Below are 23025 nucleotides of genomic sequence, written 5' to 3'. Positions count from 1 at the left end.
CCTCATGAATGCATTCGGTGTGGGAATTCAGGGAGGGCTGAATCGACCAGGGTTTTGCAGCGATAGCGATGATCATGACGTTGCGAGCTGCTCTCGCATAATCGGAGACGTTCTTCTATTTTTCCGGCGTGAAATAGCTCTTTTCAATAGCTTTGCGGGTCGGGGCAATGATGTCCTTGCGAGTTCGTTCTTTCTCGACTGCTCGGGACAGGACTAGCGCTCCCACACATTGAGCGATGACGGCCCATGCCGCATCAGGGCTACCGAGACGATCGGCCCAGGCTTTCTATATTTGCTTCAGGCCTTTTTCGACGGCCACCCGTACCTCCGGTTCGGCGCGCGTAATCTCTCCACCCAAGGCTGGAAGGACACAACCTTCTTCTGGATGAAGGACATGAAAGGTACTTAGGTAGTTGCGTAAACATTGCTCCAGCTGGTCGCCTGATGCGTTTTGTCCACCAGCCAGCATTTCGCTGCTGTTTCTAATCTCATCCTCAATCACTGCCTGAAACAGCGCCTGCTTTGAGGGATTGTCACGGAAAACCCTGAGCAAACTCTGGAGTCTTGGCTCGTCGCTTATCACGATGAGGGTAAGCGCGGCCTGGGTCGAATCGAGAAGAATGTTCAAAACTTCTGGCTGCATGGGACTCGAAAAGAGTATCTCGCGCGGGGGGCGCGCCTTGTTCCAAGTAGGCGACAACGCATTCTCCCTACTGAACCGTGCCGCAGGCATCAAGCAATTGACCGACATTGATTCGATCTTCCGCGAACTGGTGCTGGATGATCGTTCTGCCTTCAATCGGGCGGCGGAGGTGGTCAAGAGCTTTGACGATCTCGGTGAAATCCATCAAGAGCTGGAGACAGCACGCGCGCGGTATTCGGCCATCTTTTGTTTGTTGAACAGCGGCTGGCGCAGGCGCACGTTAGCGCCCTTTGAGTCGTAGTGGAGATCTCTGTCGATGCCGTTCTGGCTTTGAGAGCCATTGACCTTGTTGTCGTAGGCTGAGGCATTGATCTGCGGTAGCGGGCCGGCTGTGCCAATGGCACGGTTTTCCTCGCCGGCCTGCTTTTCATGCACGGAGGCCTGGTAGATAGGGCCCTGGAACTGCAATAGATCCCAGGCTTGTTTGAGGTCCATGGCACCGGCATACACATTCTCCACCGCCAGCATGCCCTGTGGACGCTGCAGCGACATGCTCGGTGGCCGGCGCGGATAGTCGTGCAGCATCTCGTTGAGCCGGCCCGCCCATGGCCTCGATGACCTCGGCATTGCGCAGGTTGTTGTTGGCGTACTGGGCGGAGGAGAGGGCGGCCTGATTGGCTTCGGCCAGCGGCTTCTGCGTCGCCGTCTCGGTGAGCCAAGCCAGGGCCACCAGAATCGCGAGCCGATCAGGGTGAGCAGTCCGAGCAGTGGGTGGATCATATAGGCGACCAGCAGGTAGATCGGCGTCCACGGTGCATCGAAGAAAGCGAACAGGGAGTTGCCGGTGACGAACTGACGAACCTGGGCGAGATCTTGCAGGGCCTAGGCCAGATTACCTCCGGAGCAGCTCAGGTTGCGCTCGAATGCCTCGGTGAAAATGCGTCGGTTGAGGTCCATGTCGAGGCAGTTGCCGACCCGGATCAGTACGCGGGTGCGGATCATTTTCAGTGTGGACATCAGCAGGAACAGACCCACCACCAGGACCGTCAACATCGCCCGCGTCGTGATGTTGCGACTGACCAAGGCTCGATCATAGACCCGCAACATATAAATAGCTGGCGTCAACATCATGACGTTTATGACGCCGCTGAACGCTGCCAGCAAATAAAAGCTGCGGCGCAGACGAAAGAGCGCGTCGGCCAGTTCTGAACGAATGCTCGACTGCTTGGGCATTTTGATCCTCCCACTGCGAAAAGCCGATTGCCCTTGGGGCGCAACAGCTAACAGTAAATGTAGTCCCGTCAACAACTTATGGACACGCAGGCTGGTCGCTCTATATGGGGGGGGCGAGTCTTCCGAAATCGCTGCGTTGCTCCCTTATGCAGCAGCGTAGGTGGCGATGAATCACTCCGAAATAACATTTCGCTCTATACCAGAACACAACTTTCTATATGTCCTTAAAAAACAGTTAGTTGGGTGGCTTGTCACCGGTCGTCTGTTTTAATGACGTAATATTGACAAAGTTTTGCTATGGAACTTTAGTCTTAGTTATCGGGGGGCCCGCCCGCCTGAAGCCTGTCATCGTTTTGGCAACGCAGGGCGCAGTGATTTCCCGGGAGGAGCAGAACCATGTCGATCATTTCGTTGTTTTGCAGAGGGAAGGGGCTGTCCAGGACGTTCGCCTTCACTTCCAGATTCCATGGCCCGCCCAGGGCTCGAATCCGCTCTGCCTGATCGCCCGGCGAGCAATTCATATCGCGAATTCCAGGCGCGAATCCCGGGTCCCGGGTAACGCCAGCTCTCGCAAAAAAACATAACCAACAAACTGCGCAAGCCATCACTTGACTTGGCGCGGGAGGATTTTCTCGTCCCGCGCCTTTAACCAGACAGATCGAGGGCAATCCAAAATGGCCAATTTCAACAAGTCGGACCTGGAATTCATCCTCAAGCAAATCTTTATCGCCGAGGCGAATGCCGCCGGCACCAGCCTCATTGATTTGCTTCCCAATACCCAGGTGCCGTTCGGCCTGCGTACCGTCGATGGCAGCTTCAACAACCTGGTCACCGGCCAGAGTGATTTTGGCGCCGCGGACGCTGACTTCCCACGCCTGCTCGATCCTTCCTTTCTATCGGCGCAGTACGCCGGAACAGGGACGGTGATCGACCCGCAACCACGGATTATCAGTAACCTGGTCGTCGACCAGACCGCCAACAACCCGGCGGCCTATGCCTCAGCGTTCGACCCGGGCCTGGACGGTGTACTCAACTTCGGCACGGTGGGTAATGACGACGTACTCAAGGATGGCGTACAGATAGTCACCAGCCCCGGACTGGATGGCGTGTTCGGAACGGCCGATGACAAGGACGTGTTCTTCATGCCCAACGTGTCGCCGGACGTCGGCCTGACCGCCAGCTTCAACTCGTGGATGACCTTCTTCGGCCAGTTCTTCGATCACGGTCTCGACCTGGTCACCAAGAGCACTACCGACGTCGTGTTCATTCCGCTGCAGGCGGACGATCCGTTGTTCGTCCCGGGCAGCCTGACCAACTTCATGGTGCTGTCACGCGCAGTGCATACCGCCGGCGCGGACGGAGTAGTCGGCACGGCCGATGATGGCCAGACCAACACCACCTCGCCGTTCGTCGACCAAAGCCAGACCTACGCCTCGCACCCTTCGCACCAGGTGTTCCTGCGCGAGTACGTCATCAACGCGGCGGGCGATCCTGTTGCAACGGGGCGCTTGATTACCAACCGCGACCTCGGCCCGGATGGCCGGTTCGGCACGGCCGATGATGGCGACGGCGAAAATGGCGGCATGGCGACCTGGGCAGTGGTCAAGGCCCAGGCCCGTGACATTCTGGGCATCAACCTGACCGACGCCGATGTGCACAACGTGCCATTGCTGGCAACCGATGCGTACGGCAACTTCATCCGCGGGCCGAACGGCATGCCGCAGGTGGTGATTCGTGTCAGTAACGGTGCTGACGGCATCGCCGGGACGGCTGATGACGTCACTCAACTGGTCGAAGGCAACCTGGCAGCTCCCATCAGTCTGGCCAATGCCGTGAGCACCGGGCATGGTTTCCTCGACGACATCGCCCACAATGCCGCGCCGGTCGTCGTCGGCGGGGTTCTGCAGGCGGATGCCGACATCGCTATCGGCAATGCGCAGCCCGTTGGCCCTGGCGGCAACAACCTGACCTATGACAACGAACTGCTCGACGCCCACTATATTGCCGGCGACGGCCGGGTCAACGAGAACATTGGCCTGACCACCGTGCACCATGTGTTCCACTCCGAGCACAACCGTCTGGTTCAGCAATCGAAGGACACCATCATTGCCGCAGGCGATCTGGCCTTCCTCAATGAGTGGCTGGTGGACGACGTGGCCGCGATACCGACTACACCCGCCGAGATTGCGGCGTTGGTGTGGGACGGCGAACGCCTGTTCCAGGCCGCCAAGTTCGGCACCGAGATGCAGTACCAACACCTGGTGTTCGAAGAGTTCGGGCGGACCATTCAGCCACAGATCGACGAGTTTCTCGCGCCCACCGGCTATGACACTTCGATCAACCCGGCAATCCTCGCCGAGTTCGCCCACGTGGTGTATCGCTTCGGTCACTCGATGTTGACCGAGACCGTCGATCGCTTCGACCCCGCGTTCAATCCGCTGCTCACTGACCCCACCAACCCGGACTCGCAACTGGGTCTGATCGCGGCCTTCCTCAACCCGCTGGCGTTCGCCAGCAGCGGGGTGACTGCGGACCAGGCGGCAGGGGCAATCATTCGCGGTGTTACCCGCCAGGTCGGCAACGAGATCGATGAGTTCGTCACCGAAGCGTTGCGCAACAACCTGCTCGGTCTGCCGCTCGATTTGCCGGCCCTGAACCTGGCACGTGGTCGCGACACGGGCATCCCCACCTTGAATGAGGCGCGTCGCGAGTTTTACGCATCCACCGGCGACAGCCAACTCAAGCCGTACATCAGTTGGGCTGACCTGGCAGACAGCCTCAAGCACCCCGAGTCGCTGGTCAACTTCATCGCGGCCTATGGCACGCATAGCACGATCACGGCGGCGACCACGCTGGCAGACAAACGCGCTGCAGCCTTTGCGCTGGTATTCAACGGTGCGGGTTCGCCGGCTGACCGCCTGGACTTCCTCAACAGCACCGGTGCCTACGCCAACGTAACCCAGGCCGGCGCGGATGGGGTACTGGGTACTGCCGATGACCTGACCGGTGTGACGGTCACGGGCGTCGACGACATCGACTTCTGGGTCGGTGGCCTCGCCGAACAGAAAATGCCGTTCGGCGGCATGCTCGGCTCGACGTTCAACTTTGTGTTTGAAACCCAGATGGAGGCGTTGCAGAACGGCGACCGCTTCTACTACCTGGCGCGTACCGCGGGCCTGAACTTCGGCTCCGAGTTGGAAAACAACTCCTTTGCCAAGCTGATCATGCTCAACACCGATGTCACCCACCTGTCGAACACCGTGTTCCTGACGCCAACCTTCACCCTTGAGGTGGATCAGACCGCCCAGTTCACCGGCCTTGGCGTGGATGGCCGTGCCGATCCGACCGGCGGTATCATGATCAATGGCGTGGAAGTCGTGTCGCTGGTGATTCGCGACAACCCCGACACCGTGGGTCCGGACACCAATTATCTGCAGTACACCGGTGAAGACCATATCGTCATGGGCGGCACTGCCGGCAATGACATCATCATTTCCGGTGAGGGCGATGACACCCTTTACGGCGACGGCGGCAACGACCGCCTTGAAGGCGGTGCCGGGAACGATGCGGTACTGGGCGGCGCGGGTGATGACATCATCAGCGATTCGTTCGGCGACAACCGTCTGGAAGGCAATGACGGTAACGATGTGATCATCGCTGGCAGCATGCTTGCCGGAGGCAACCTGATCCTGGGTGGCGATGGCCAGGACTTCATCATCACCACGGAAGACATCTCCCTGACCTTTGGCGGGCAGGGTGACGACTTCATACTCGGTGCCAAGACCAACCTGCCACCTATGGGTGGCGAAGGTGATGACTGGATCGAGAAGGGCACCCAGGACGGTGCGCCTGGCGATAACGCCTCGCCGTTGCTCAATGACGATGTGATCGGCAACGACATCTTTATCGGTGGCGGTGGCTTCGACGAAATGATCGGCGAGGGTGGCGATGACATCTTTGTGGGCAGCGATGCCCAGGACAAGATGGAAGGCATGTCCGGTTTCGACTGGGTGACCTACAAAAATGACAGGATCGGCGTGACCGCTGACCTGACCATGGCCGCGCTGGCGCAACCGCATGGCAATACACCCAACCAGAATGCCGGCATATTCAATCCGGTGGGCGCCTCGCCGGCCTCGATTCTCGACCGTTTTGCCGAGGTCGAGGGCTTGTCCGGTTCAAGTTTCGGCGATGTGCTCAAAGGCGATAATGTCGATGCGGACACCATCATCAACCACGGTGGTACCACGGGCAGTGCGCTGACCAATGTGGCGTTGATCCGCGGTCTGGACCAGTTCCTGGCCGATGCCGGACTGCCGACCACCGGCTTTGCCACTGGCAACATCATCCTCGGCGGTGATGGCAGCGACCTGATCGAGGGCCGCGGTGGCGATGACCTGATCGACGGCGACAAATGGATCAACGTCAGGATTGCCGTTTATGACCCGGCAGACGTCAACCATACCGGCCCTGAAATCGCCAGCTTCGACAGCATGGTCGATATGATCCCGTTGATGCTGGATGGCACCATCAACCCAGGTCAGCTCAAGGCCGTGCGGGAAATCATGCCCGGCACCTCGACGGGCGGGGCGGCCTTCGATACCGCCATTTTCTCCGGGCTTGAAGCCGAGTATGCGGTGACTGTCGACGACCGTGGCACGGACGATGTGACGGACGATGTCTGGACAGTGGCCGATAGCGTAGCGGGTCGCGACGGCACCGATACCCTGTTGAATATCGAACGCCTGCAGTTCGCCGATAACCAGCAAGTGCTGGTGGCGGGGGAGAATGCCCAACCGGATGGCAGTCCGACTGTCTCGGATGGCAACGGCGGCGCGATCACCGTGGGCGATTTACTGACTGTCAGTGTGGCCGGGGTGAGCGATGACGACAACGTCGCGGCGGGTAATCCGCAGGGGTTGATCACCAACTCCTCGGTGTCCTACATCTGGCAATTCGAGGCCGAACCAGGCACTGGCATATTCGAGGATATCATCCTGTTGCCGGCTGGCGACCTGGCGTTCCAAAGCGCCGACGGCACCGCGTTCAAGGTCTCTCCTGACCTCGCCGGGTTGTCGTTGCGGGTCAAGGCGATCTATCAGGACGGTCACGGCACCACGGAGATCCTGTTCTCCACGCCGACGGCTGCCATCGTTGCCGGTGCACCGGTTACGCCAACGGCGCAGGTACCTGTAGTCGATGCCACCGCGGGTGGCGCCGGTCTTAACATGGTCCGCTCCGACCTCAACTTCATTCTTGACCAGATCAAGATTGCCGAGGCTGATGCGGCCGGTCAGGACATCCTCTCGCTGCTCCCGAACATCCGCGCGCCGCTGGGCCTGCGTACGGTCGACGGGTCAAGCAACAACCTGATGAACCTCAACGGCATTGACAACACCGAGTTTGGCGCCGCCGATAACCTCTTCCCGCGCGTGGGCGATCCGGTCTTCAATCCGGCGGAAGGGGGAACGTCGTATGCGCAGAACAACGGCCTTGTGATCGACTCGCAGCCGCGCACCATCAGTAACCTGATCGTCGATCAGACAGCGAACAACCCGGCGGCCTATGCCACGGCATTCGACCCGGGCCTGGACGGTGTGCTCAACTTCGGCGCGGTGGGTAACGACGATGTGCTCAAGGAAGGTGTACAGATTGTTGCCAGCCCCGGGCTGGATGGACAGTTCGGTACTGGCGACGACCGCGATGTGTACCTGTTCGAGAACACCACGTCGGATGCGGGATTGTCCGCGCCGTTCAACGCCTGGATGACCTTCTTCGGGCAGTTCTTCGATCATGGTCTGGACCTGGTGACCAAAGGTGGTTCGGGCACCGTCTTCATTCCGCTTCAGCCGGATGATCCACTCTTTGTCCCAGGTAGCCTGACGAACTTCATGGTTCTGACCCGCGCGACCAACCAGCCAGGGGCGGATGGCGTTCTTGGCACGGCCGACGACATCCATGAGCACACCAACACCACCTCGCCGTTCGTGGACCAGAACCAGACCTATAGCTCGCACCCGTCGCATCAGGTGTTCCTGCGCGGTTATGAACTTACCGCCAGCGGCCCCGTAGCGACAGGCCGGTTGATCACTAACCGTGACCTGGGGGCGGATGGCACGTTTGGCACCGCTGACGACGTTGAAATCGGTGGTATGGCAACCTGGAAGGTGGTCAAGGCCCAGGCACGCGACGTGCTGGGTATCAATCTGACCGACGCCGATATCGACAGCGGCCCGCTGCTGGCGACTGACGCCTATGGCAACTTCATCAAGGGGCCGAACGGCTTCCCGCAGGTTGTCATTCGGGTCAACAACGGGGCGGATGGCATTGCCGGCACCGCCGATGATGTCACTACGCTTGTCGAAGGCGATCCGGCCAATCCGGTAAGCCTCGTGAACGCGGTGCGCACCAGCCATGCCTTCCTCAACGACATCGCCCACAACGCCGTGCCGGTCGTTACCGGCGGGGTTCTGCAGGCGGATGCCGACACCCTTGTCGGCAATGCGCAGCCCGTTGGCCCGGGCGGCAACAACCTGACCTATGACAACGAACTGCTCGACGCTCACTACATCGCCGGCGACGGCCGGGTCAACGAAAACATCGGCCTGACCGCGGTGCATGCGATCTTCCACTCCGAGCACAACCGGCTGGTTGCGCAGACCAAGGACACCGTGCTCGATTCGGGTGACGTGGCCTTCCTCAACGAGTGGCTGTTGACTCCGGTGGCCGCGTTGCCAACTACCCAGGCTGAGTTCGATGCGCTGCAGTGGAATGGCGAGCGCTTGTTCCAGGCTGCCAAGTTCGGCACCGAGATGCAGTATCAGCACCTGGTGTTCGAGGAGTTTGCACGGACCATCCAGCCCAACATCGACCTGTTCTTCGCACCGACCCAGGTCTATGACGTCGACCTCGATCCTTCGATCGTCGCCGAGTTCGCCCACACCGTGTACCGGTTTGGCCACTCGATGCTGACCGAGACTGTCGATCGCTACGATATCGACTTCAACGTGATAGGCGATCCGAGCAGCGCCAACCCCGATCAGCAACTGGGCTTGATCGCGGCGTTCCTCAACCCGTTGGCGTTCGCCGCCAGTGGCGTGTCGCCAGAGGATGCGACCAGTGCGATCATCCGTGGGGTGACCCGGCAAGCCGGTAACGAAATCGACGAGTTCGTCACCGAGGCGCTACGCAATAACCTGCTCGGCCTTCCGCTCGACCTGCCGGCGATCAACATCGCCCGTGGCCGCGACGTGGGGATTCCTTCACTCAACGCGTTCCGCCGCGACATCTACAGCCAAACCGGTGACACCCAACTCAAGCCTTACAACAGCTGGGTCGACCTGGTGCAGCACCTCAAGCATCCGGAGTCGTTGATCAACTTCATCGCGGCCTATGGCACGCATGACACCATCACGGCGGCGACCACACTGGAAGGCAAACGCGCTGCAGCTATGGCGCTGGTATTCGGTGGTGTGGGGGCGCCGGCTGACCGCCTGGACTTCCTCAACAGCACCGGTGCCTTTGCCAACGTAACGCTGGCCGGTAGCGATGGGGTACTGGGTACTGCCGACGACCTGAGGAACGTGACGATCACTGGTGTCGATGCCATCGATATGTGGATTGGCGGCCTTGCCGAACAGAAAACTCCGTTCGGCGGCATGCTCGGCTCGACGTTCAACTTCGTGTTCGAGAACCAGCTGGAAAAACTGCAGGACGGCGACCGCTTCTACTATCTGGAGCGTACCTCTGGCCTGTCGATGAATGCGGAACTTGAAAGCAACTCGTTCGCCAAGCTGATCATGGCCAACACCTCGGCCACGCACTTGCCGGGCGTGGTGTTCACGGATCCGGGGTTCTATCTGGAAGTGGACCAGGGCAGGCAGTTCAACGAAGGTCTGCTCGCCGTCGATCCGCTCGGCCCGAATGGCGCGCAGGTGGTGTTCCGCGACAACCCGCTGACCGTGGGGGCGGACACCAACTACATCAAGTACACAGGTGACGAGCACATCGTGCTGGGTGGCACCGAAAACGCAGACATCCTCATCGCCAGTGAAGGCGATGACACGGTCTGGGGTGATGGCGGCAACGATCGCATCGAAGGCGGTGACGGCAACGACCAGTTGCGCGGTGGCGCCGGCGACGACATCATCACCGACACCGGCGGCGACGATAACGTCCAGGGTGGCGACGGCAACGACGTGCTGCACGGTGGCAACGGCGTCAACCTGCTCATTGGCGGGTTCGGCAACGACTTCATCATTACCGGTGAGGACGCCTCCGAGGCCATTGGTGGCCAGGGCAACGACTTTATCCTGGGCAGCAAAGCCAACGAACAGGACATGGGTAACGAAGGCGACGACTGGATCGAGAAGGGCACTTCGGACGGTGCACCTGGCGACAACTTCGACCCGCTCGGCAACGACCCGGTAATCGGTCACGATGTCTACATCGGCGGTAGCGAGAACGATAAGTTCAACGGCGAAGGCGGTGACGACATCATGGTCGGCAGTCTCGGCCTCGGTGACCGCTATATCGGCGGCTCGGGCTATGACTGGGCGACCTTCAAGGGGCTCGCCCAGGGCGTGAGCGTCGATTTCAGCGACCGCTTCTTCGATGTGCCTCCGCAGCCGGGTTCGGGAGCATCGGCGCTGGTGCGCTTCGACATCATGGAAGGTCTGTCGGGTTCGTCCCACGGTGACTTCCTGCGCGGCGATAGTGAAGATGCGACTTCGCTACCCACCTCGGGAGCAACCGGCAGTGTGCTGACCAACATCAGCCTGATCAACGGCCTGGCGGGTCTGCTGCCAGCGGGAGCTACGTTCTTCGACGGTGGCAACATCATCCTCGGTGGCAGCGGCAGCGACCTCATCGAAGGTCGCGGCGGTGACGACATCATCGATGGTGACAAGTGGCTGAACGTACGCATCAGCGTACGGGCAAACGCTGATGGCACCGGAGCGGAAATCGCCACGTTCGACACCATGGAACCGTTGGTGCCGTTCATGCTCAACGGTACCTACAACCCGGGCCAGTTGGTCATCGTGCGGGAGATTCTGACCGGCACTGACAACTTCGACACCGCGATGTTCTCCGGTAATGCATCGGAGTACAGCGTCACTGTCGAGGGCAACGCGGTCATCGTGACCGACCTGGTGGCCGGGCGTGATGGCGTCGATCGCCTGACGGGCATCGAGCGTCTGCAGTTCGCTGACCAGATGCAGGCCTCCGGTGTTGGCGCCGCCTTGAACAGCGCTCCTGTGGGGCGTCTGGCGATCCTCGATGCCACCACCGGTGCGCGTGAAGACACTCCTGTCGCCGGCCAACTGCTGCGCGTCAGCAGTCAGTCGATACGCGACGCGGACAGCGTCAGTGCAGCCAATCCGACCGGCGCGATTACCGGTCCCGTGTCTTACTACTGGCAGGTCGAAACCATTGCCGGTTCGGGCATCTATGAAGACATCACAATTATCGCCGCCGGCGAGGCATCGCGGGTGACGGGCACCACCTATCGGGTGGCGGATGATGTCGCCGGTCTGAACCTGCGCGTTCGCGCGGTGTATCAGGATGGCAATAGTACGCTGGAGTTCGTCGACTCGTCAGCGAACAACACACCGACTGCCGGGCCTGGCATCCTCGGGCTTGCGGTGCAGAACCAGGTGTTGACCGCCGACCCGTCGACCATCGTCGACGTCGATGGCCTCAGCAATCCGCAGTTCACCTTCCAGTGGCAGGAGACCAACGGGGTTACCTTCGTCGACATCGTCGGAGCCACCACCAGCACGCTCACACTTGGTCAGGCCCAGGTCGGCGATCAGGTGCGCGTGGTGGTCAGTTACGTGGATGACTTCGGTGTGGCCGAAAGCGTTGCGTCCGACGCCACGGCTCCGGTGGTCAATGTCAACGATGCACCGACAGGCGCGTTGCTGGTCAGCGATACGACACCGACTCAAGGTCAGGTGCTGACCGCGCTGACAGCCGGGATTGCCGATCCGGACGGGTTGGGCACATTCAGCTACCAATGGCAGCAAGGTGTCGGGACTACCTTCACCAATATCGCCGGCGCGACCGCTGCGACCTTCACCCCGGGTGCGGCGCAAGTCAACCAGCAAATCCGGGTGATTGCACGCTACACCGATGGCTTCGGTACGCTGGAGTCGGTGACCTCTGCGGCGACGGCGCTGGTCGTGCTGCTGGGGGCGGTGCAAACGGGCGACGCCCTGGCGAACAGCCTCGTCGGTACCGCGGGTAGCGATGTGCTGTTTGGCCTGGGCGGGAACGATACGCTCATTGGCCAGGGCGGTGTCGACCAGTTGTTTGGTGGCATCGGCGACGACAATCTCAGTGGCGGAGACGGCAACGACTTCATCAATGGTGAGGACGGTAACGACTTCCTCAACGGCGGTGCGGGTAATGACCAGATGCTGGGCGGAGTCGGCAACGACACCTACCGCGTCGACTCAGCCGGGGACGTGCTGATCGAGCTGACGGGTGAGGGTGCGGATTCCGTACAGACCTCGCTGGCCAGCTTCACACTGGGCGCCAATGTCGAGCATCTGCTCTACCTCGGTGCCGCCAACTTCACCGGCAACGGCAACGCGCTGGGTAACGTCATCACCGGCGGGACGGGTAATGACAGCCTCAACGGCGGTGACGGCAACGACACATTGATGGGTGGTCTGGGCAATGACGTCCTTACTGGCGGTGCGGGTAATGACGCAATGGTCGGCGGAGTCGGCAACGATACCTTCCGCGTCGATTCCGCCGGGGACCTGGTGGTCGAGGCAGCGGGTGAAGGTGCCGATTCGGTACAAACGACGCTGAACAGCTACACACTGGGTGCCAATGTCGAGCATCTGCTCTTCACCGGAACCGGCAACTTCACCGGTAACGGCAACGCGTTGAACAACGTCATGACCGGTGGAACGGGCAATGACAGCCTCGACGGCGCCGGCGGCAACGACACATTGATGGGTGGAGCCGGTAACGACGTCCTCACGGGTGGTGCGGGTAATGACGCAATGGTCGGCGGAGTCGGCAACGATACCTTCCGCGTCGATTCCGCCGGGGACCTGGTGGTCGAGGTGACGGGTGAGGGTGCCGATTCGGTACAAACGACGCTGAACAGCTACACACTGGGTGCCAATGTCGAGCATATGCTCTTCACCGGAGCCGGCAACTTCGTCGGCAACGGCAACGCGTTGAACAACATCATCACCGCCGGGGCCGGTAATGACAGCCTCAACGGTGGTGCTGGCAACGACACGCTGTTGGGTGGCAGCGGCAACGACGTCGTTGATGGCGCTGCAGGGGCTGACCGGATGGAAGGTGGAGTCGGCAACGATACCTTCCGCGTCGACTCAGCCGCGGACGCGGTGGTCGAGCTGGCGGGTAGCGGTGAGGACTCCGTACAGACGTCGCTGAACAGTTACACACTGGGCGCCGATGCCGAGCATCTGCTCTTCACCGGAGTCGGCAACTTCGTCGGCACCGGCAACGCGTCGAACAACGTCATGACCGCTGGGGTGGGTAATGACACCCTCAACGGTGCTGGCGGCAACGACACATTGTTGGGCGGCCTGGGCGACGACAACCTTGATGGTGGTGCGGGCAACGATAGTGTTGCGGGCGGTGCCGGCAACGACACGATGAATGCCGCCAGTGGCAACGATATCTTCGTGTTCGGCGCGGGCTTCGGCAATGACCGGATCCTCGGCTTCGATACCGACGCTGCGGGAGGGCAGGATCTGCTCAATATCGCCGCGCTCAACATCACGGCGGCGACCTTTGGCAGTAGTTTCAACGTCGTCGATCTCGGTGCGGATACGATGCTCAGCTTCGGAGCTGGCAACATCACCCTGGTAGGTGTGGGAGATCCAAACACCCTCTCGGCCACAGACTTCATTCTGGCCTCTTGAGGTCCTGATAAGGACTGTCGCAGGGAGCGTGAACCACGGAGGGGAGGGCAATGGATGCCCTCCCTTTCTCTTTTCACTCTCCGGGGTTTTGTCCGCAATACCATCCGTTATCGGGGGGCCAGCAGCGTACTGGAACTCATCAAACAGGTTGGAACCGAGCGGCGAAATCAAAAAACAATGGAAAAAAGGAAACCCTGCCTTGAACATTTCAGCCATCTGCGTCTTGAGCAGCCTATTGGTTTCGATCGCGGCTTTTGCTACTGGGGTGACTCCACTCTTCGACCTGGACTTCACCAGGTCCGCCACGGAAACGCTGAAAAAACTGAATATCGACGACGCTGGTATTATCGCCGTCTCAAGTCCTGCCGCGTTTACCTTCTGCCGAAAAGGATCGCCAACGCTATGGAAGTATCAGGTGTTGGATCTGGAGCAACTGGCGGCGAACCAGACTGGCCAAAAGCGCACTTCGACGGATGATCAGCGTATTACCGTTGAGGAAATCGACAGCGCCGCCTGCGAGCAGGATCACCTTGCGCTATTGGTCAAACCGGCTATTACGCGTGGACTGGTCCTTGGCCTGATCACCCTGTTTCTGTTGCTAGGCATCCGACACACCTACCGGGCAATCCAGTATTGCCGTTATGACCAGTCCGGGTTTTCGAAATCCGGATTGCAGCGGTTGAGCGAATCCCGGTTACCGCATCATTCAACGGTAATGGCGTTGACCGCGTGGGGTGTAGCTGCGGCCATGGCATTTGTTTACTTCGGGTTTTGGGCATGATCACTGATAGCCCAATGTTGCTGCTCATTTCGATCAATAAGTTGTCATTTACGGTCATTGAGGGATGGCGGCACGACTCTTAGTCTGTCGAACATGACTGATGGGGGCCGCAGAGCTCCCGCACTTTCCGTGATCGCTCGATGTGGAGTTACCGATGACCGCCGCTCAATACCCGCACCTGTTGGCTCCGCTGGACCTGGGGTTCACCACGCTGCGCAATCGCACCCTGATGGGGTCGATGCACACTGGCCTTGAAGAGAAACCGGGTGGCTTCGAGCGCATGGCGGCGTACTTTGCCGAGCGTGCCCGTGGCGGTGTCGGCCTGATGGTCACCGGCGGTATCGGCCCGAATGACGAGGGTGGCGTGTATTCCGGCGCGGCCAAGCTGACGACCGAAGAAGAGGCGCTCAAGCACCGTATCGTCACCCGTGCCGTGCATGACGCGGGCGGCAAGATCTGCATGCAGATCCTCCATGCCGGTCGTTATGCCTACAGCCCGAAACAGGTTGCGCCAAGTGCGATCCAGGCACCGATCAACCCGTTCAAGCCCAGGGAACTGGACGAGGAAGGCATCGAGAAGCAGATCAGCGATTTCGTCACCTGCTCGGTACTGGCGCAAACCGCCGAGTACGACGGCGTGGAAATCATGGGTTCCGAAGGTTATTTCATTAACCAGTTTCTCGCCGCCCACACCAACCACCGTACCGACCGCTGGGGTGGCAGCTATGAAAACCGCATGCGCCTGCCGGTGGAGATCGTTCGTCGCGTGCGTGAAGCGGTAGGCCCGAACTTCATCATCATTTTCCGTCTGTCGATGCTCGACCTGGTTGAAGGCGGCAGCACCTGGGAAGAGATCGTTCAACTGGCCAAGGCCATCGAGCAGGCCGGCGCGACCATCATCAACACCGGTATCGGCTGGCACGAAGCGCGGATTCCGACCATCGCCACCAAAGTGCCGCGCGCGGCGTTCAGCAAGGTTACGGCCAAGTTGCGGGGTTCGGTCAATATTCCGCTGATCACCACCAACCGTATCAACACCCCGGAAGTCGCCGAGCAGATCCTGGCCGAGGGCGATGCCGACATGGTGTCCATGGCACGGCCGTTCCTCGCCGACCCGGATTTCGTCAACAAAGCCGCTGAAGGTCGTGCCGATGAAATCAACACCTGCATCGGTTGCAACCAGGCCTGCCTCGACCACACGTTCGGCGGCAAGCTGACCAGTTGCCTGGTGAACCCGCGTGCCTGCCACGAAACCGAGCTCAACTATCTGCCCGTGCAGCAACTGAAGAAAATCGCCGTGGTCGGTGCCGGCCCTGCCGGTCTGTCCGCCGCGACTGTGGCCGCCGAGCGTGGCCATCAGGTGACGTTGTTCGATTCGGCCAGCGAAATCGGCGGTCAGTTCAACATTGCCAAGCGCGTTCCGGGCAAGGAAGAGTTCTACGAAACCATTCGCTACTTCAACCGCAAGTTGCAGACCACCAACGTCGAGGTGTGCCTGAACACCCGCGTTGACGTGGCCGGGCTGGTTGAGGGCGGCTACGACGAGATCATTCTGGCCACCGGCATTGCGCCGCGTGTGCCGGCCATTCCAGGGGTGGAAAACGCCAAGGTGCTGAGCTACCTGGACGTGATCCTGGAGCGCAAACCGGTCGGCAAGCGCGTCGCGGTGATTGGTGCCGGTGGTATCGGTTTCGACGTTTCCGAGTTCCTTGTGCATGAAGGCGTCGCCACCAGTCAGGATCGCGCCGCGTTCTGGAAGGAATGGGGCATCGATACACACCTTGAAGCGCGCGGCGGTGTCGCCGGTATCAAGGCCGCGCCCCATGCGCCGGCCCGCGAGGTGTTCCTGCTGCAACGCAAGACGTCCAAGGTCGGCGACGGCCTGGGCAAGACCACCGGCTGGATTCATCGCACGGGCCTTAAGAACAAACAGGTGCAGATGCTCAACAGCGTTGAATACCTGAAGATCGACGACGAAGGCCTGCACATCCGCATCGGCGAAACCGGCGAAGCTCAGGTGCTGCCAGTGGACAACATCGTGATTTGCGCCGGGCAGGATCCGCTGCGCGAGTTGCATGAAGGCCTGGCGGCGGCGGGGCAGAGCGTGCACCTGATCGGCGGCGCGGATGTCGCGGCAGAGCTGGATGCCAAGCGGGCGATCAATCAGGGATCGCGGTTGGCGGCGCAGTTGTAACAGACCGGTCAAGCGTGCCAACGGCCATCGCGAGCAAGCTCGCTCCCACACTGAATCTGTGTCGTTCAGCAGATCGAAGGTGGGAGCGAGCTTGCTCGCGATGGCTGCCTTTGAGCGACTAGAATGTAATTTCTTTTTTTAGCTCAATCAGGCGCCAATGCTTCTCCCGCCCTCCACCTGGTTACCCCAGGCCCCCCTCGACCCCCTTCACCTCGACTGGCTCACTCAAGCCGGCATCGAAGTAGCGGTGCTGCGTCTGGACCGGATCGATCCGCTGATCAGCGGCAACAAATGGTTCAAGCTCATCGAACACCTGAAAGCCGCCGACCGTCTGGGTGCCGAAGGCATCATCAGTCTCGGTGGCGCGCACTCCAATCATCTCCACGCGTTGGCGGCGGCGGGCAAGCGATTGGGCTTTTCCACTGTCGGCCTGTTGCGCGGGCATCCTCAGCAAACCCCGACGGTCAAGGACTTGCAGGCGTTCGGCATGGAGTTGCACTGGCTGGGCTACGCAGGCTATCGAGCGAGGCATGAAGCGGGTTTCTGGCAACCCTGGCAAACCCGTTATCCGACATTGCATCCGGTGCCTGAAGGCGGAGGTGGATTACCCGGTGCTGAAGGTTGCATGCAATTGCGGGCCAGGGTTTGTACCCAATTGGCGGGCTTGGGCTGGAGTGACTATGACGGCTGGTGGCTGGCCTGCGGAACCGGCACGACCCTGGCCGGCCTGGTGCTGGCCGAAGCGGGGGATCATCCGGTATATGGTGCCCTGGCGGTGCCTGATGACCACGGGGTGGCGCAGCAGGTCGAGAGGATCGTGCAGGAAGCGGGTGTGGTCGATGTGGTGTATGAACTGTTCGAGGCCAGTCGCGGCGGGTTTGCCAAGGTTGATCCGTTGCTGCTCGACTTCATCGAAAAGACCGGGCAGGCCAGCGGCATTCCCCTGGAGCCGCTGTACACCGGTAAGGCACTCATGGCCCTCAAGCAACAAGTGGAGGCGGGCAAGTTCGCCCGTGGTACGCGGCTGATCTTTGTCCACACCGGCGGCTTGCAGGGGTGGCGGGGATTGAGTTCAAAAAACTGAGCGGTGCTGCGATCCAGTGTGGAAGCGGGCTTGCTCGCGAAGGCGGAGTATCAGTCGATTTTGTATAGCCTGACTCACTGCCTTCGCGAGCAAGCCCGCTCCCACATTGGAGTTCATTGGTCTGAGAGATCGCGGTTCACGCGCTTGGGCATCATCCGCAGCAATGTGTTATCGCCCACCACATAATGGTGATACAGCCCGGCCACGGCATGCAGGCCGATCAGCCAATAGCCGATAGTGCCGCCGAGCTCATGCCAGCCCTGGAGCTGTTTGGCCAGGTCCTTGTTTTCCGCTACCAGCATCGGCAGGTCTACACCGTAGAACATCACCTGATTGCCTTTGGCGCTGGTGACCAGCCACCCGAGAATCGGCGTGACGATCATGAAAATGTACAGCGCCCAGTGCATCAGCCTGGCCAGTGTCGTTTGCCAGTGCGGCGAGGCCGGGAAGATCTGCGGCGCCGGGCCGAGACTGCGTGCGAACAATCGCAGCCAGACCAGAACGAATACGGTCAGGCCGAGCATGAAGTGTGATTCGACGATCAGCGTGCGCGCGCCACTGCCCTTGGGAAAGAATCCGCGAAACTCGATACAGGCGTAAACCAGCACCAGCAGGACCAGCATCAGCCAATGCAGCGCGATCGATACGGTGCTGTAGCGCGACTCAGAGTTTTTCCACGGCATGGGGTGTTCCTCAGAGGTCCGGTTTAAAGCCACCGTTCTTGTCCGACGGTGTGCGTTAACTGTAATCCTGTTTCACCGGATTTGCCTGAGGCGATTGGTCGCTGGGTGTTCTGGTTCGGGTAACAGACGGAAAAAACTGTAGGAGCGAGCCTGCTCGCGATGGAGTGTCAGATACATTGATGTCGACTGACACACCATCGCGAGCAAGCTCGCTCCTACAGGAGGGGGGCGTTGCGTTTTTTAGCTCGACTGTGGCATTTCGCCGTTGGCCAGGCGCTTGTTGATGTCGGCGATCACTTCCGGCAGATCGGTGATGGTGTCGATCATGTAATGCGGGCGTGAACCTTCGAACATCCCGTGGATGCGCTTGCGCTCGCTGTCCAGTCGGTCGCAGCCCAAGGCGCGATAGCCTTCGTAGTCCAGGCCCAGTGCGTTGCCCGAGCAGATCAGCGCAACGGTCCACATGCCGGCGCGGCGACCCTCGAGAATGCCCGGCACGGTGTCATCGATCTTCACGCACGCGGCGACATCGTCGATGCCCAGGGCGATGACGTTGGCCAGCGCCTGGGCGGGCCATGGGCGACCATTCGGGACTTCGTCGGTGGCGACCACGTGGTCGGCCACGTAACCGTTGGTGGCGGCCAGTTCGACCACCTTGTCCATGACCTGTTTCGGGTAACCGGAGCAGGAACCGATCTTGATCCCTTGCTGACGCAGGTTGGCGATGGTCTCCAGCGCGCCCGGGATCAGTGCCGAGTGTTCGGCGATTTTTTCGATCTGCAGTGGCATGAAGCGTTGGTAAATCGCGGTGACGTCATCGTCGGTCGGCGTGCGGCCGAACACTTTGCGATAACGCTCGGCAACTTCCGGCAGGTCGCACAGGGTGCGGATATGGTCCCACTTGCCCATGCCCATCGGGCCACGGGCTTCTTCGATGGACACCTGGACATCGAACTCGGCGAAAGCCTCGACGAAAATCTGCGTCGGGGCGAAGGAGCCGAAGTCGACCACGGTGCCGGCCCAGTCGAGGATGGCGGCTTGCAGTTTGGTTGGGTTGGCGTAGTTCATGGCGTTTGGATTCCTGTGATATCGATCTATTCGGACATTCAGCTTTTCTGTGGGAGCGAGCTTGCTCGCGATAGCGGTCTTACATTCAATATGTGTGTCGACTGATCGGGCCTCATCGCGAGCAAGCTCGCTCCCACAGGGAATGTGGTGTGGTTTAGATGTCGAGCACTTCCATCTCGCGCAACACTTCGGCAATCGCCGCCACGGCTTCACGCATTTGCGCCGGGTTGACATGGCCGATGCAGCCGACGCGGAAGGTTTCGACCTGGGTCAGTTTGCCGGGGTAGAGGATGTAGCCCTTGGCCTTGACCCGCTCGTAGAATTCTTTGAACGCGTAGCGCGGATCTTTCGGGGCGTGGAAGGTGGCGATGATCGGCGCCTGGATAGCCGCCGGCAGGAAGCTGCGCAGCCCCAGTTTGCCCATCTCTTCCATCAATGCCTGGCAGTTGGCGGCGTAGCGTTCGTGCCGCGCCGGCAAGCCGCCTTCTTCGTTGTATTGCAGCAGGGCTTCGTGCAGCGCCGCGACCACATGGGTCGGCGGGGTGAAGCGCCACTGGCCGGTCTTGGCCATGTAGGCGTGCTGGTCCTGCAGGTCCATCGCCAGCGAATGCGAGTTGCCGGCGGCGCTGGCCAGGGATTCTTTGCGAGCGAAGACAAAACCCATGCCCGGCACGCCCTCCAGGCATTTGCCCGAGGCGGCGATCAGTGCGTCGAACGGCACTTGCTGCGCATCCACTGGCAGGGCGCCGAAGGAGCTCATGGCGTCGATGATCAGGCGCTTGCCGTGTTGCGCCACTACTTGGGCGATCTCTGGCAGCGGATTGAGGATGCCGGTACTGGTTTCGCAGTGAATCAGGGCGACATGGGTAATGTCATGATCGGCACGTAGCAGGCGGTCGACGTCGGCGGCGGTGGTCGGCTCATCTTCTGCGGTTTCGAAGGTACTGAAGGAACGGCCCAGTACTTCGCAGATTTTCGCCAGGCGTTTGCCGTAGGCGCCGTTGATCAGGACCAGAATCTTGCCGTCCCGAGGCACCAGCGTGCCGATCGCTGCCTCGACCGCGAAGGTGCCGCTGCCTTGCAAAGGCACGCAGTGGTGGGTGGCAGTGCCGTTGATGATGGCCAGCAGTTGCTCGCAGAGGCTGGCGGTCAGTTGATTGAAGCGGTTATCCCATGAACCCCAGTCGATCATCATCGCCTGACGGGTGCGGGGCGACGTGGTCAACGGGCCGGGGGTGAGCAGGATGGGTTCGGCAGTACTCATTCTCGTGTCCTCGCAATCGATGGGATGAAGCTACGGGGCTTAAATTGCAATTTGCCGTGTTATCAATCAAATTGTTTATTGTTATGCCAGCCATCAGTGAGGGTTATTCATGAACCTGTTTCAGCTCCGCGCCTTCGATGCCGTGGCCCGGGAAGGCAGTTTTACCCGGGCGGCGGCGCGGCTGTTCATCAGCCAGCCGGCGGTCACCGGGCACATCAAGGCCCTGGAGGAGCACTACCAGATCACCCTGCTGCGCCGCACCGCCCGACGGGTGGAGCTGACGGAGGAGGGCACCAAACTGGCGGCAATCACCCGGGCGATGTTCGGCCTGGCCGAAGAGGCGCAGGTGATGCTCGAAGCCAACCGGCAATTGCTGACCGGGCGTCTGGAGGTGGCGGCGGACGGCCCGCACATGGTCATGCCCATGCTCGCCAGCCTGCGGGCGCGCTATCCGGGGATCACGGTGAACCTGCGCCTGGGCAACGCCCAGGAAACCCTGGCGGCGCTGCTGTCCGAACATGCCGACGTGGCGGTGCTGACCGAGGTCGAGCCGCGCAAGGGCCTGCATCTGCAGGCACTGAACGAGTCGCGGATTTGCGCACTGGTGCCCGACGGGCATCCTTGGGCGCAGAAGACTAAAGGCGTGCAGCTCAAGGAACTGGATCAGGTGATCATGGTGCTGCGCGAACCGAGTTCGATTACCCGGCGCACCTTCGATGAGGCTTGCGCCCAGGCCAAGGTCAATCCACGGGTGTTGCTGGAACTGGACAGCCGCGAAGCGGTGACCGAGGCGGTGGCCGCCGAACTGGGGGTGGGGGTGGTGTCGTCGGTGGAGGTCAGCCACGATCCACGGGTGGCGGCGGTGCCGATCATTGGCGAGGGGTTGGTGAATCGGCACATGATTGGTTGTATGGAGCGGCGGCGGGATTTGCGCTTGATTCAGGCGTTTTTCGGGTTGGCGCCCGTCAGGTAGACCGAGGCGCGGCCTTCGCGAGCAAGCCCGCTCCCACATTTAACCGAGTTCCTCCTGGAGAAATGCGATCAAATGTGGGAGCGGGCTTGCTCGCGAAGGGGCCGGACCTGCTTACATAAGACTCTCGCGCACCATCTCAAGAAAAGTCGCCACCACCCGCCGCGAACTCTGCTCGCGCAAGCACACCAGGGTTTCCGTCAGCCTGCGTTTGCAATCGATAATCGGCAGCGCACACACCCGCGAATCCGCGCCAAACTCGGCAGCCGATACAACGCCCACGCCAATCCCCACCACCACCGCCTCCCGAGCTGCCTCGCGACCTTCAACCTGAATCGCCGGCCGAATGCGAAACCCGGCCCCCGCCATTTCCTCCTCCAGCGTCTGCCGGGTCACCGAACCGATTTCCCGCAATACCAGTGGCGTGTCGTCGAGGTCGGCGAGGGTGATGGATTCGCGGTCGGCCCACGGATGATTGCGCGACACGAACGCCACCATCGGGTCGTTGCGCAGGGGCAGTGAAATCAGGCGTTCATCGCTGACGTCACGGCCCAGCAATGCAAGGTCGGCCTGATAGTTGAACAATCGAAACAGCGACTCATCGGTGTTGCCGGTTTCGATCTTCACGCTGATCCCGGGGTAGCGTTCGCAGAACCGGGCAATCTGCGGCAGCACGTGCACCGGTGCATCCACCGCCAGAATCAGGCTGCCGGTCTGCAGGGCCTGGGATTCCTGAAGCAGTTCCTGGGCTTCCGCCTCGATCACAAAAAGCCGCTGGGTAACGCTCAACAGACGCTCGCCCAGATCGGTCAGGCGCACCGAGCGTTTGTTGCGGTGAAACAGCAAAACACCGTAGCGCTCTTCGAGCTTGCGCACCTGGTCGGAAATCGCCGGTTGCGTCAGAAACAGGCGTTCGGCGGCCTTGGTAAAGCTTCCATGGACCGCCACGGCGTGGAAAGCTTTGAGCTGGGCGTGGGACACCGACATGGGAATCTCCAGTAACAAGCTGAACTTATATTTGAAATACGATAAATCGATTTCACTTATTAATCAGTAATTGTTTTTATCCACCTCAGCCCCGTTGACTGGTCAGTCGAACAGCAGCGGGTGCCATGAGCCTGTGCGTGCAACTACAGGACTCATCTGACCGGTATCCGCCGTAGGGACAGGGCGATATCGCAGTGCTCAAC

Annotated in this window: 11 protein-coding genes and 2 pseudogenes; 5 read left to right on the top strand and 8 right to left on the bottom strand. The window is 60.6% G+C overall.

Going from position 1 to position 23025, the window contains the following annotated elements:
* Window positions 1–286 precede the first annotated feature (286 nt).
* The 4 genes and pseudogenes from PSJE_RS30855 to PSJE_RS31740 form a co-directional block, all read right to left on the bottom strand.
* The gene (locus PSJE_RS30855; RefSeq protein ID WP_139212737.1) at window positions 287–643 is read right to left on the bottom strand and encodes a hypothetical protein; all 357 of its coding nucleotides are present in this window, start codon (window positions 641–643) and stop codon (window positions 287–289) included.
* Between the two features lie 67 nt (window positions 644–710).
* Complete coding sequence (locus tag PSJE_RS31365; RefSeq protein WP_169721039.1) at window positions 711–848, bottom strand: hypothetical protein; 138 nt, start codon at window positions 846–848, stop codon at window positions 711–713.
* A 23-nt stretch (window positions 849–871) separates the two neighbouring features.
* Window positions 872–1138 (bottom strand): annotated as a pseudogene (locus PSJE_RS31360) (TolC family outer membrane protein); the annotation flags it as partial.
* Window positions 1139–1876: pseudogene (locus tag PSJE_RS31740) on the bottom strand (type I secretion system permease/ATPase); the annotation flags it as partial. It abuts the pseudogene before it with no gap.
* A gap of 674 nt (window positions 1877–2550) precedes the next feature.
* Between PSJE_RS31740 and PSJE_RS23810 the strand changes: the two are divergent.
* The 4 genes from PSJE_RS23810 (at window position 2551) to PSJE_RS23795 (ending at window position 17850) form a co-directional block, all read left to right on the top strand.
* Window positions 2551–13791 (top strand): peroxidase family protein, encoded by an 11241-nt coding sequence (locus PSJE_RS23810; protein ID WP_090456694.1) that lies wholly within the window; start codon window positions 2551–2553, stop codon window positions 13789–13791.
* A 199-nt stretch (window positions 13792–13990) separates the two neighbouring features.
* Entirely contained in the window at window positions 13991–14572 is a 582-nt protein-coding gene (locus tag PSJE_RS23805) for a hypothetical protein (protein ID WP_090456693.1), read from the top strand.
* A gap of 154 nt (window positions 14573–14726) precedes the next feature.
* Complete coding sequence (locus PSJE_RS23800) at window positions 14727–16766, top strand: oxidoreductase (RefSeq protein ID WP_090456692.1); 2040 nt, start codon at window positions 14727–14729, stop codon at window positions 16764–16766.
* Window positions 16767–16923: 157 nt separating this feature from the next.
* Complete coding sequence (locus PSJE_RS23795; RefSeq protein WP_090456691.1) at window positions 16924–17850, top strand: 1-aminocyclopropane-1-carboxylate deaminase/D-cysteine desulfhydrase; 927 nt, start codon at window positions 16924–16926, stop codon at window positions 17848–17850.
* A 113-nt stretch (window positions 17851–17963) separates the two neighbouring features.
* Here the strand turns inward: PSJE_RS23795 and PSJE_RS23790 are convergent, their stop codons facing one another.
* The 3 genes from PSJE_RS23790 to PSJE_RS23780 all read right to left on the bottom strand — a co-directional run bounded on the left by PSJE_RS23790 (window position 17964) and on the right by PSJE_RS23780 (window position 20865).
* A complete protein-coding gene (locus tag PSJE_RS23790) occupies window positions 17964–18533 on the bottom strand; it encodes a cytochrome b (RefSeq protein ID WP_090456690.1) in 570 nt (189 codons plus the stop codon).
* 240 nt (window positions 18534–18773) lie between these two features.
* The gene (gene phnX, locus PSJE_RS23785) at window positions 18774–19601 is read right to left on the bottom strand and encodes a phosphonoacetaldehyde hydrolase (protein WP_090456689.1); all 828 of its coding nucleotides are present in this window, start codon (window positions 19599–19601) and stop codon (window positions 18774–18776) included.
* Between the two features lie 154 nt (window positions 19602–19755).
* Complete coding sequence (locus tag PSJE_RS23780; protein ID WP_090456688.1) at window positions 19756–20865, bottom strand: 2-aminoethylphosphonate--pyruvate transaminase; 1110 nt, start codon at window positions 20863–20865, stop codon at window positions 19756–19758.
* 109 nt (window positions 20866–20974) lie between these two features.
* Between PSJE_RS23780 and PSJE_RS23775 the strand changes: the two genes are divergently transcribed.
* On the top strand, window positions 20975–21838 hold the full coding sequence (locus tag PSJE_RS23775) for a LysR substrate-binding domain-containing protein (protein ID WP_090456686.1): 864 nt from the start codon (window positions 20975–20977) through the stop codon (window positions 21836–21838).
* Between the two features lie 111 nt (window positions 21839–21949).
* Here the strand turns inward: PSJE_RS23775 and PSJE_RS23770 are convergent, their stop codons facing one another.
* Window positions 21950–22822, bottom strand: coding sequence for a LysR family transcriptional regulator (locus PSJE_RS23770; RefSeq protein ID WP_090456685.1), 873 nt, complete (start codon window positions 22820–22822; stop codon window positions 21950–21952).
* Window positions 22823–23025 lie beyond the last annotated feature (203 nt).

Origin of the sequence: Pseudomonas jessenii, assembly GCF_002236115.1 — a bacterium.
Taxonomy (GTDB): domain Bacteria; phylum Pseudomonadota; class Gammaproteobacteria; order Pseudomonadales; family Pseudomonadaceae; genus Aquipseudomonas; species Aquipseudomonas jessenii.
This window is presented reverse-complemented; position numbering and strand designations above follow the sequence as displayed.

Excerpts from the sequence above, each read along its gene's own strand:
- PSJE_RS23775 (WP_090456686.1), top strand. The coding sequence starts at position 20,975 with ATGAACCTGTTTCAGCTCCGCGCCTTCGATGCCGTGGCCCGGGAAGGC.
- PSJE_RS23770 (WP_090456685.1), bottom strand. The coding sequence starts at position 22,822 with ATGTCGGTGTCCCACGCCCAGCTCAAAGCTTTCCACGCCGTGGCGGTC.
- PSJE_RS23810 (WP_090456694.1), top strand. The coding sequence starts at position 2,551 with ATGGCCAATTTCAACAAGTCGGACCTGGAATTCATCCTCAAGCAAATC.
- PSJE_RS23795 (WP_090456691.1), top strand. The coding sequence starts at position 16,924 with ATGCTTCTCCCGCCCTCCACCTGGTTACCCCAGGCCCCCCTCGACCCC.
- PSJE_RS31365 (WP_169721039.1), bottom strand. The coding sequence starts at position 848 with ATGGATTTCACCGAGATCGTCAAAGCTCTTGACCACCTCCGCCGCCCG.
- PSJE_RS23780 (WP_090456688.1), bottom strand. The coding sequence starts at position 20,865 with ATGAGTACTGCCGAACCCATCCTGCTCACCCCCGGCCCGTTGACCACG.
- phnX (WP_090456689.1), bottom strand. The coding sequence starts at position 19,601 with ATGAACTACGCCAACCCAACCAAACTGCAAGCCGCCATCCTCGACTGG.
- PSJE_RS23800 (WP_090456692.1), top strand. The coding sequence starts at position 14,727 with ATGACCGCCGCTCAATACCCGCACCTGTTGGCTCCGCTGGACCTGGGG.
- PSJE_RS30855 (WP_139212737.1), bottom strand. The coding sequence starts at position 643 with ATGCAGCCAGAAGTTTTGAACATTCTTCTCGATTCGACCCAGGCCGCG.
- PSJE_RS23790 (WP_090456690.1), bottom strand. The coding sequence starts at position 18,533 with ATGCCGTGGAAAAACTCTGAGTCGCGCTACAGCACCGTATCGATCGCG.